Genomic DNA, 11,701 nt, shown 5'->3' with positions numbered 1-11,701 from the left:
TATGAAAATAGATTTAATAGCAGGCGCAAGACCGAATTTTATTAAAATTGCATCCATCATCCATGCGATTAAGCAGGCACAAGCGCAAAAACTAAATATTCAATTCCGATTGATTCATACAGGTCAGCATTTTGACCGAAATATGAGTGATTCGTTTTTTGAGCAATTGAATTTACCTGAACCTGATGTTAATCTAGGCGCAGGTGGGGGAACCCAAGCGGAGCAAACCGCTAAAATTATGATGGGTTATGAAAAGCTCCTACTAGAAGAGACTACTGACTTGTGTTTAGTGGTAGGAGATGTGACTTCCACCATGGCATGTGCCATTGTAGCCAAAAAATTACAAATCAAAGTCGCTCACGTGGAGGCAGGTATTCGGTCGCATGACATGAGTATGCCTGAAGAAGTAAATCGTTTGTTGACAGATAGTATCAGCGATTATTTTTTCACTACTTCTGAGGTAGCTAATGAAAATCTTAGAAAGTCAGGGATATCAGATGATCGGATCTTTTTTGTTGGTAATACGATGATTGATACCTTATTGTTGAACCAAGCTCGGTTTATAAAACCAGATGTTTGGGACCAATACCATCTTGAAAAAGGGAAGTATTTGGTAATGACATTGCATCGTCCAGCCAATGTAGATGAAGAAAGTAAGTTAAAAGAATTAATAGATCAAATAGTGATTCATTCGAATCAATTGCCTTTGATATTTCCAGTGCATCCTCGTACGAAACAAATATTGAATCGATTAGAAGTAAACTATAATTCTTTAATTCAAATAGATCCAATGTCTTATTTAGAGTTTAATTATTTGGTTAAACATGCTAAAGCGGTCATTACTGATTCGGGTGGAATTACCGAAGAGACTACCATGATGGGTGTACCTTGCATGACATTGAGAAATAATACAGAAAGACCCGAAACGATTAGCCTGGGAACGAATGAATTGTTAGGTGTTAATCCCAAAGCAATAGCTCCTGCTCTAGAAAAGTTGTTTCGAGGAGATTGGAAAAAGGGAGGAATTCCTCCTTTATGGGATGGAAAAACAGGAGAGCGCATTATACAAAAGTTGATTCAATTAGGTTAGCATAATGTGGCGTAAAATTTCTTTACTATTTCATACGATTAAGTTCTTAAAACCGACCCAGCTGATTGGTCGGTTTATTCATTTTTTACCAAGAAGTATTCTAGAGGTATCTATACATCCCAAAATCTCTACCGAAACTTCTTATCAAGGGTTTATTGCTAAACAATCCAGTACTCAAGATCTGGATTGTTTTACCTTCTTATCCGAGACCAATTGTTTGTCATCCATAGGCTGGGATCATCCTGAAGTGTCTAAATTGTGGAGATATAATCTACATTATTTTGATTTTATCAATAGTTCCTATGTAGAGCAAGATTCAAGAGTTCAAAAAGAACTGGATCTGATACATCAGTGGATTGATGAAAACCCATTTGGGAAAGGAACAGCCTGGGAGCCATATCCTAGTTCTTTGAGAATCATCAATTGGATAAAATGGCATTGGCGAACAAAATCGTTGACAGACAAAGCGCTGACCAGTCTTTGGAATCAAGTACGGTATTTAGGTGATAGACCTGAATATCATCTTTTGGGCAATCACTTATTCATTAATGCCAAAGCATTGATATTTGCGGGGGTATTTTTTAAAGGATTAGAGGCACAGAAATATTTGAATCAAGGTCTAGAGATCCTTAACCAGGAGTTGAATGAGCAGTTTTTAGAAGATGGAGCACATTTTGAATTGAGTCCAATGTATCACGCCTTAGGGATGGAGGATTTATTGGATCTATTTGCGATTTGCCATGCAAACATACCAACTTTCCCTAGGGGTGAGGTAGCTCAAAAAATTCAATTGGGATTAACCTGGTTACAACTCATGTCTTATGCTCATGGAGAATTGGCTCATTTTAATGATTGTGCCAATGGTATTGCTCCAAGCTTGGATCAATTGGAATCTTTTGCCTTCGATTTGGGGATTCAAGTCAATAAAATGGAGGGGGAGTCCACTACAAGATTATTAAAGTCATCAGGCTTTTTTGTTTCTGCCAGTAAGGGATTTAAGATGATAGCTGATGTTGGGGAAATTGGCCCGACATATTTGCCAGGACATGCACATGCTGATACATTATCCTTTGAATTAGCTTTACATGGAGAGCGTGTCATTGTTAATTCAGGAACTTCACTCTACGGTCTGAGTCAGGAAAGGCTAAGGCAGCGAAGTACCAGTGCTCATTCAACGGTGGAAATTAATGGAGAAAACTCATCGGAAGTATGGTCAGGATTTAGAGTGGCACGTCGAGCTGAACCGATGGATTTGGATTGTAATCAAGAAGGAGTTGATTTTACACTTGCTTGTTCGCATACAGGTTATCAACGATTTTCAAAAGATATAATTCATCGAAGAACTTGGACTAAGCAAGGGGCAATTTTGACCGTTAAAGATCAGGTCTTAGGTAAAATAGCAAGTGCTAAAGCTAGGTATTTTCTTCATCCAGAAATTACCGTTAGGGAAGAAGATCAAGTGCTCTATTTGGATAAAAATGGTAAAAATTTAGCTGTATTGAAAGCTTCTGATGGTGTTAATGAAATACCAATCCTGCAGAAAAAATCAAGCTACCACCCTATATTTGGACTTTCGGTTCCTACTATTTGCTTAGAAATAGCATTGACAGAGTCTCAAGAAATAATTTTGAATGTAACATTTTAAGCCTTTGAAAAGAATCGTCTATTTAACGTTTTACTTTGAACCGGATTTGTGTGCAGGCTCTTTTAGGAATAGTCCTTTAGCCAAGGTTTTGGCAGAAAAGGTAAAGGAAGATTGTGTGGTAGAAGTTTATACCACCATGCCCAATCGATACGATACCTACCATGCCGAAGCGAGTGCGTTTGAAGAGAGAGGTAATTTGATTATTCATCGAATTCCTTTGCCAGCTCATGAAAGTGGTATGATGGATCAAATAAAATCCTTTTATACCTATTTTAAAGAGGTTATTAGGCTAAACAAAGGGCAAAAAGCAGATTTAATATTTGCTTCTTCTAGTAGACTTTTTACCGCATTTTTGGGATATGTTTTATCGATCAAGTATAAAAAACCGTTGTACTTGGATATTAGGGACATATTTGTGGATACGATTAGTGATGTTATCAAATCGCCCATCATTAAGTTATTTATGTTGCCCGTGTTAAAGCTGATTGAGTATCAAACCTTCTCCAATGCCGTACACATTAATTTAATTAGCGGGGGATTTAAGACTTATTTTCAACAATTTAAGGGCGTAGAGTTTTCGGAATTCACGAATGGGATTGATGATGAATTTTTACAAGTGAAACCCAATCCTGTAAGCTTAAGAAAGGAACACAATGCAGTCAAGACAATTGTTTATGCTGGGAATATTGGAGAGGGACAAGGTCTTCATAAAATTATACCTCAAGCAGCAGTGATGTTAGGAGAAGGGTATCAATTTATCATCATTGGAGATGGAGGCGCAAAGGGTAAGTTATTGTCGGAATTACAAAAAAGGCATGTAACCAATGTAGAAATAAGAAAGCCGATACAAAGGAATTTGTTAATTGAAGAGTACCAAAAAGCGGATTATTTATTTCTTCATTTGAATGACTTAGATGCGTTTAAAAAAGTGTTACCCAGTAAAATTTTTGAATTGGCCACGTTTGATAGTCCCATGATTGCGGGTGTTTCTGGCTATGCTAAAGAGTTTATTGAGAAGGAAATTACTTGTTCATTTGTTTTCTCTCCTTGTGATGTGGAGGCTATGGTTCGAGGCGTGAAAGAATTCAATGAAGGTAAAGAAATAGACCGAAAGGAGTTTTTTAGCAAGTATAATAGAGATCACATTAACCACGCCATGGCGGAATCAATCATTCAATATTTGTGAAAATATTTATAACAGGAGCTTCTGGATTTGTAGGAAAAAATGTCATGGGGAGCCTTGCGCTTACACATGAATTCCACGTTTTTGACCGAGAGAATTTCAATATTGAATCCGATGTTGTTCTTCATTTAGCTGGGAAAGCACATGATCTTAAAAAAGTCAGTGAACCTAATGAATATTATGCCGTCAATACGGAATTAAGCAAGCGAGTATTTGATGCGTTTTTGAAATCAACAGCGTCTACGTTTATTTTTATGAGCTCAGTTAAAGCTTCTGCGGATGCTGTGGAAGGTATTTTAACGGAGGAGGTACTTCCTAATCCTCAAACACATTATGGGAAAAGTAAGCTTTTGGCAGAGGAATATATACTAAGTCATGCCATTCCAGATGGGAAAAGAGTCTATATCTTGCGACCGTGTATGATTCATGGTCCAGGAAATAAGGGAAATTTGAATTTGTTATTTGAGGTAGTTCGTCGAGGAATTCCTTGGCCTTTAGGAGCATTTAGTAATCACCGTTCTTTTTGTAGTATAGATAATTTAGTATTTGTCATTCAAGAACTAATTGACAGAAAAGATATACCATCAGGGATTTATCAAGTAGCGGATGATGAGTCGCTATCAACGAATGAATTAATCCAATTAATGGCTCAATCTGCAGGGAAGCAAGCATCCATTTGGAATTTGCCTAAAGCAATTATTTCTAGAATGGCCCAATTGGGAGATTGGATTCATCTGCCTTTAAATTCAGAAAGATTGACAAAATTAACCGAGAGCTATGTGGTCAGTAATGAAAAAATTACCCAAGCTATTGAAAAAAAAATGCCACTAAGCTCTCGTGAAGGGATATTGAAAACATTGACCTCATTTTCACAATCTTCAAATTAGCTTAGAATAATCTATATTTGATACCTACGCTTCCGCCGAGTGTATTCTTCACTCGACTACCTTCATCATATCCGAATTGAAGGTTTAAATTACATTGATCATTCAGTATTTTTTGCAAAGAAATTATACCTGAAAACTGGGTTATGAAATCACTTTCAGATAGCCTCGGGGCTATATGGTTTCTTGCGCTAGCATAGAAAGAGCTAGAAAGTCGTGATTGCCAAAATGTGGTGTTATTAATTCTTCCAGAGATTCCAAGGTAAAACGATTTTACAGCATTTAACGTAAAATTTAATCCTCCGCCTTGCTGACTTTCACTGTCAATAATGATCAAAGGCGTCCCAATCCCCTTTCCACCATATTGCCAGCTTCCGCGGCCATTGTTGAAATAGGATTCTATTTCGGATTGATGGGGATCTTTGATTTTGAAAAATTCGGCTAAGCCTGAAATATAATTACCTTGGTTGGCCGTGTATAAATATTCCAAGGTAATCCTATCAATGAAGCTACCTGTTTTATTTTTGATGGAAATTCCCGTTAATCCATCATTAATTTGGGTCAAAGCAAATCCTCTCCCCGTTTCATAGGCAGATTGCTTATAGATTAATATCTCTCCCCAATGTGGCTGAAATTTGATAGCCAAATCAAATGAACCTAGATGATTTCCAAATTGGTTGCCCAAATCGTCGTAAGTGGCTGTTGAATCAGGTTTTATGAGTTCTCGATCTTTTAAAACAGTGACAACATAAAAATAGGTGTCTAAATGGCTAGGATAAAAGTCTGTTTTATTGCCAGTTTTAACCTTGGCTTCACCAGCCCATATAACTTGATGATTGATTCCTGCAAATACATTGATGAATCCATCTTGTCGACCAAATCGACCATAGAGACTTTTTTGATGTAGAAATCCATGGATGGTGGGCCCCAGGTTATCCATCCAACCATGAGAAAATGTCATATGAACCCCTAACCAGCCTTTGAATAAGTTAAGGTAATCCCTGGTGCCAATTTGAACCTTAGGGATGGGAAGTGCATTACCAGACCATGCATAAAATCCACCAGACAGCGTGGAATCACCTAAACCATAGATCTCTTTTCTCCTTCCAGCCCATAATTCCCATTTCCCACGTCTACCACTTATATAGGCTTGTGTTAAGCCAAATTCATTTTGTTTGCCTCCCCATCCTGTGGCTTCTAGCTCATATTTCCAATCGGATTTTTTCTTCAAATGGTAATTCTTTCCTGACCAGGCCCTTATAACTGCCCCTGGATTTTCCATGGGAACTTGACCATATTGTAAACTTCTTATCCAAAATGGTGTAGTACCTACATTAGAAGCTAAAAATTGAGCTTCTATACGGGCGTGAATGGTTGTATCCACTCGACCGATTAATGGGAAATGTTGGATTAGTAAAATTCCCCCAAATAGTAAAATGGGGATACAATAAAAGGCGTTTCTTCTTAATTGGAGCATTTACTTAGTTGTCCAAAAGGTAATTGAAATAAGACAATAAAAGGAGAAATGTCAAAGTTTGGAGGGCCTAATTATTTAATGGTAAATCTTGGAGATTCAATTGATGAATACTAATTGATGATACGAAATTTTAGTCCTGGTTTTTTATAGGAATGCCTTTAATTGGAATTTGAGCAAAGTTTTTGTTTTTATCCTGTAAATTTGAAAATTATTAAAATATAGAATTGAATGAATTTTAAGCATTGGTTGATTACACAAATAGCCTCAGAGGCGTCAATAGCAGAGGAAGAGGTCGATTGTGACATGGCATTTGAGCATTTTAATTTAGATTCATTGTCCATTGTTTCCATATCTTTTGAAATGGAAAGCGTATTTCAATTGGAAAATGTAGATCCTTCCTTATTTTCGGAGTTTAATACGATAAATAAACTCTGTGTATGGATGGAAAATCAACAATAAAATGGAATCCCTTTGCTCCTGATTATTTTAATGATCCCTATCCGATTTATGCTCTTTGTCGGCAACATAACCCTATACAGAAAGACAGTTTTGGGAATATTTTGTTGTTTAGATATCGTGATATTGCGCCCATTTTAGATTCGACGGACTTTGAGGTAAGTAGTTTGGTAACTTATTTCGAGAGTAAAGAAAGCTATATTTTTAAGAATAGTCCTCAATGCCCTTTTTTAGCAAAGACAACGAGTAAATGGTTAATGTATCTAAATGGAGACATACACCGAAAGCTAAGAATTGCATTAGGAAAAGTATTGTTCAGCTATGATTTTGATCGTTTAATTCAAGAGGCTGTAAAAGATAGTGTGAATCATTTCCAAGATTATCAGGAATTAGATTTAGTGCATTTCTCTAAGTACTTCATTTTTCATATTCTAGGGCAATTTATTGGACTCAAAGATTTTGCCAGCTTTGAAAAAGTCGTTGAGTACTCTAATTTGGCTGCTAGAAGTCAGGATATCTTTGTTTCTAAACAAATGTATTTAGAAATCAACCAATGTTTTTTATGGGGAAAAGGTCTTTTTTCTGAAACAGGTTTTAAAGCCAAATTAGTGAAAGAATTGGATGGATTTGAATTCGAAGAGGATGATTATTATTCTATATTGGCTGTGACTTTAATGGCTTTTTTTGAGACTTCAAAAGATAATTTAGCTTTAACGCTTCATTCAATTTTGTCAAATCCTAGCTTGAAAGAATATGTTCTCAATGCCGATCAGAAAGCTATCAAATTGGTATCGGAGGAGTGTATACGTTATACTTCGCCATTACAATTTACGGTTAGAATTAGTAAAAATGAAGTGATTATTCATGGGCAACAATTTGCTGCCAGCACTCGATTTGTTTTGGGAATTGCTAGTGCCAACCGCGATGAGGAAATATTTGAATCGCCAGATGAAATTTTGCCTAATAGGAAGGTTAATCCACATCTAGCTTTTGGAGCAGGGGCACACCTATGTTTAGGAGCGTTGATTGCTAGAAAAGAAATGGAATTTGGACTTAAACCTATGGTAGAGTTCCTTCAAAAATTTAATATTGATTCAACACAACCTTTGGAATGGGGGAATCAAATATTTATGAGGACTTTAGAGAGAGCTATGGTTAAAATGCATTAATATGGCTCAAATTGGACTTTTTTCAAGTGTTCTTTATATACTCTTCACCATTTGTTTTAGTTTTATTTTTAAAAAACAGGTTTGGAAAGCTCTGTTAGTTGGCTCCATGCTTACGATAGGTATTTTTATGCCCTTAACCTTGTTATTTTTCTTAGTAGGAAGTGGCATTACCTATTGGATGGGGAATAAAATTCAATCTTCATTTCCTTGGAAAGGATTAGGAATCGGAATTCTCATAGGTTTTTTGATCATATATAAACTAAAAGAATCTTGGATTGATCACATCAATTTACTCGAGGTAAATTTTTGGGAGAATACAGGCATTTGGCAAATTGTGGGTTTAAGTTTTTTTGTTTTCAATGCTGTAAGTTATTTGATGGATATTAGAAGAAGGTTTATCAAGCCTGCTGATTCATTTTTCAAATTAATGCTCTATTTGCTCTATTTCCCCACCTTACATGCTGGCCCCTTACACAGATTCAGCTATTTGAATGAGCAGTTTGATCAAGCTAACATATCAGAAAAGTCATTTAGTAATGGAATGCGACTTATATTATGGGGACTGTTCAAGAATTTTGTATTGGCTCAGAGATTAAATCAATTATTAATTTCACTAAGAGAAAGTGAAATTGCAGGATGGTGGACATTGTTAATTGGATTTGTATTCTTCTTCTATCTTTATTTTAGTTTTAGTTCATTTATTGATTTCTTCCAAGGCCTATCTGAAATATTCAACATACAATTAAAAGATAATTTTCATAAGAGGGTCTATTTTTCAATTAACCGACATGAATTTTGGAAGGGTTGGCATATTACTTTGAATGAATGGTTCAGGGATTATTTTTTTTATTGGCTAATCAAATGGAAGTTTTGGCGAGATAAACCTTATTTGCTATTATTGATGACTTACGTGCTCATAGGTTTATGGCATGGATTCACTTGGGCATATTTTTTTTGGGGATTTTTAAGTGGGATTTGGATACTTGTTGAAAAAGTGTTGAAAATTCCTAAGTTGTCAGAGAAGTTTAGTTCTTTGAAGTGGATAGGTGTTATTTATCATGTTTTTATCTGTTCTGCATTGGCTTTAGTTTTTGTATTTTCATCCATTGAGGATTTGTGGGATAGAATTCTAAAGCCAGCTTATTTTCCTTTGGGAATATGGTTGCTTCATAAAAGGAATATTTTCATTATTTTATTTATGTTCCTACAAGTTGATTTTTTTCATATTTGGTCAAAAAGCTTAAGAATGAACATTTTTTTTGAAAGGTTACCAGCCTGGCAACGTAGAGTGATTTACATTCAACTGTTTCTATATATCTTGATTTTAGGAATGTTCAGTGATGGAATTGAAAACTTTTATTTACAATTTTAAATATGAATTTTATTTTTAAGTGTTTTTTATGGTGCTTTTCGCTAGTGTCAATAGGAATATGGTGGGTGTTTTTTGGATCAGAATACAAAATAATAAATACAAATAAGAAAAATTTATTTTCACTAAATCGACATTCTAATTCTATTTTTATCTTGGGGTCAAGTAGATTTCAAAGAGGTGTTGATATCAATTTATTGAAAGGAGCTTTGTCAAAATGGAACATTATGCATTTGGGCTTAGCTGGTAATACTTTAGCTCAAACATTATATTTGGCTAATTTATTCAAAGAATTACCTGGGAATAAAGTGGTAATCATAGAATTAACCCCATATAAAAGAACTTTTCCAGAGTCATTCAAATATGCAGGGGCTTATTTGAATATACCAAATTTTTTAGAAAATTATTATAGGTATATTTCTGCAAGTAGACATGATAATTTTACTTTACCCATTTTAAATTATCAAGAATTTTATTTTTGGAATACATTAACAGAAATTCAAAATCAACTAAAAGTAATTTTTAAAGGGGAAAATAATTACAAAGTTATTCCAATTGGGTTTGTGCCATCAAGTGATGCAAATTGTAATTCTGTGGGGTCATTCCTTACAACACGAGATTTATCTCATTATTCATCAAGCGGATTGAACAAAACAATGTGGTCAAAAATAAATAACCTGCTTAATCAACAAAAGGAGAGAGATTTTAAAGTTATTTTTGTTTTACCAATTACTTCAAGAAGGGAAGGAGAATATATACAAGAGATTCCTGTTTTTAATAAAATTCCTATTGATTCTAAATGGCAATACGATGATGTATTTTTAGAGCAAATGGCAAAACCATTAAATTTGGCTGATAACAATCATTTAAATGTGAGAGGTGCTTATGTTTACTCACAAGGCTTATTGAAATACATCAAATCCAATGAAGCCTCTTGGCAATAAATTTAAGGGAAACGATATTTTATCCCTAGCATTCCCCCAACTGTATTTTTGGTACGATCACCTTGATCTGTTGCAATTTGAAAACTAATTCCGAGTCTTTTATTGACTTGTTTTTGTAAACTCAAGGACGCTGAGAATTGCTTTAAATAAGATGATGGACTATTGACTGGGATGACTGGATAATCATAAGAAGTAGAAGTTAGCCTGGCCATCCAATGTATTTGTTGGGGTAAAGTGCCCCTAACGCCAATATACATGGACCTAACGGCATTATAAGCAAAACTTAATCCGCCTCCTTGCTGACTTTCTTTATCCATGATAAGTATGGGTGTACCTAATCCTCTTCCCGAATAAATCCAACCATCCCGACCACGAACATTCAGGTAATTGACAATATTGGGATAATCATTATCCTGCTTATTTAATAGATTCCCCAATATGCTTTGGTGAGTTCCTTGATTTCCTGTATAAAGGTATTCTAAACTTAATCCTTCAATGATTTTTGTCTCTTTAAACTTGAAGGAAAGGCCAGTGAGGCCATCATCAATGGTATTTAATGACCAAATTCGATCAGATTCATAGGGATTTTGTCGGTACAAAAGGATTTCCATCTGATCATTTTGATAACGAAGTCCCAAGTCCAAACTGCCTAAGTGGTTGCCGTATTTATTATTCTCGTCATCATCTGGTAAAATTCCTTCACCAGTTCCCAGTAATACCTTAGTAAATGTATTGAAATCGGAAGGATACACGTCATAAATACTTCCTTTGGGGTCTTTTCTGCTACCTCCCCATTGTACTTGGTGGTTAAAACCTAGAAAAGCATTCCATGTGGAGGTAGGTTGGCCAAAACGTAAATAAAGTGATTTTTGATGTAAATAGGAGTTTGCAATGGCTCCTTGATTATCAAACCAGCCATGAGCGAATTGGAAATTTATCCCTATCCAATCATGTAATATATTAACATAGTTTCTAGTGCCAACATGAACCTTTGGCATGGGTAAGGCATTTCCAGACCAAATAAAAAAACCGGCCGTCATCGTTGTATCTCCTAAGCCGATAACCTCTCTCTTTGCGCCACTCCAAACTTCAAATGCCCCTTTTTTAAGGCCAATGTAAGCTTCTGATAGTAAAAATTTAGAATCTTTAGCTAACCAGCCTGTGGCTTCTATTTGATATGTCCAATCAAAGTCTTTTTTTGGATTATACCATTTTCCGGTGTTTGCACGAATAATACCAGTTGGATTTTCAACGGGCACTGTACCATATTGTAAACTTCTTGTCCAAAATGGGTTTGTGGAATTGGTAGCGCCAACTGCCATGATATCTACGGAAGTATGCCTAAGAGTATCTTTGGCTATTGCAGGACTAGTAATACCAATAAATGAACTTAACAGTAGAGAAAGAAGCATGCAAACAATGAATATCGGATAGATTGATCATAAATCTATACACCTAATTTACAAATATGCTTGAATAAATGG

10 protein-coding genes are annotated in these 11,701 nt (G+C 35.4%); 8 read left to right on the top strand and 2 right to left on the bottom strand.

Annotated features, from left to right (window positions below):
- The first annotated feature begins 1 nt into the window (after nt 1).
- Genes wecB through HME7025_RS12410 form a run of 4 tightly spaced genes read left to right on the top strand, consistent with a single transcriptional unit; the run spans nt 2 to nt 4,805 of the window.
- On the top strand, nt 2–1,090 hold the full coding sequence (gene wecB / locus HME7025_RS12425; RefSeq protein WP_109324515.1) for a non-hydrolyzing UDP-N-acetylglucosamine 2-epimerase: 1,089 nt from the start codon (nt 2–4) through the stop codon (nt 1,088–1,090).
- A gap of 4 nt (nt 1,091–1,094) precedes the next feature.
- Nucleotides 1,095–2,735 (top strand): heparinase II/III family protein, encoded by a 1,641-nt coding sequence (locus tag HME7025_RS12420; RefSeq protein ID WP_109324514.1) that lies wholly within the window; start codon nt 1,095–1,097, stop codon nt 2,733–2,735.
- A 4-nt stretch (nt 2,736–2,739) separates the two neighbouring features.
- Nucleotides 2,740–3,921: a glycosyltransferase family 4 protein gene (locus HME7025_RS12415; protein ID WP_109324513.1), complete on the top strand. Its 1,182-nt coding sequence runs from the start codon at nt 2,740–2,742 to the stop codon at nt 3,919–3,921.
- Entirely contained in the window at nt 3,918–4,805 is an 888-nt protein-coding gene (locus HME7025_RS12410) for an NAD-dependent epimerase/dehydratase family protein (protein ID WP_109324508.1), read from the top strand. Before HME7025_RS12415 ends, HME7025_RS12410 begins: the two co-directional genes overlap by 4 nt.
- A gap of 1 nt (nt 4,806) precedes the next feature.
- On the opposite strand, the gene HME7025_RS12405 is transcribed toward HME7025_RS12410, so the two are convergent.
- The gene (locus HME7025_RS12405) at nt 4,807–6,279 is read right to left on the bottom strand and encodes a capsule assembly Wzi family protein (RefSeq protein ID WP_109324504.1); all 1,473 of its coding nucleotides are present in this window, start codon (nt 6,277–6,279) and stop codon (nt 4,807–4,809) included.
- 228 nt (nt 6,280–6,507) lie between these two features.
- Here HME7025_RS12405 and HME7025_RS12400 point away from each other — a divergent pair, with 228 nt between their 5' ends.
- From HME7025_RS12400 to HME7025_RS12385, 4 genes are all read left to right on the top strand, one after another.
- A complete protein-coding gene (locus HME7025_RS12400) occupies nt 6,508–6,738 on the top strand; it encodes a phosphopantetheine-binding protein (RefSeq protein WP_109324500.1) in 231 nt (76 codons plus the stop codon).
- Nucleotides 6,717–7,904 (top strand): cytochrome P450, encoded by a 1,188-nt coding sequence (locus HME7025_RS12395; RefSeq protein WP_109324493.1) that lies wholly within the window; start codon nt 6,717–6,719, stop codon nt 7,902–7,904. Before HME7025_RS12400 ends, HME7025_RS12395 begins: the two co-directional genes overlap by 22 nt.
- Before the next feature lie 106 nt (nt 7,905–8,010).
- Entirely contained in the window at nt 8,011–9,276 is a 1,266-nt protein-coding gene (locus HME7025_RS12390) for an MBOAT family O-acyltransferase (RefSeq protein WP_226998231.1), read from the top strand.
- Between the two features lie 2 nt (nt 9,277–9,278).
- Entirely contained in the window at nt 9,279–10,217 is a 939-nt protein-coding gene (locus tag HME7025_RS12385; RefSeq protein WP_109324491.1) for a hypothetical protein, read from the top strand.
- Between the two features lie 2 nt (nt 10,218–10,219).
- Here the strand turns inward: HME7025_RS12385 and HME7025_RS12380 are convergent, their stop codons facing one another.
- Nucleotides 10,220–11,629, bottom strand: coding sequence for a capsule assembly Wzi family protein (locus HME7025_RS12380; protein WP_109324490.1), 1,410 nt, complete (start codon nt 11,627–11,629; stop codon nt 10,220–10,222).
- Nucleotides 11,630–11,701: the final 72 nt, after the last annotated feature.

Origin of the sequence: Aquirufa nivalisilvae (assembly GCF_003143535.1) — a bacterium.
In the GTDB taxonomy this organism is placed as follows: Bacteria; Bacteroidota; Bacteroidia; order Cytophagales; family Spirosomataceae; genus Aquirufa; species Aquirufa nivalisilvae.
This window is presented reverse-complemented; position numbering and strand designations above follow the sequence as displayed.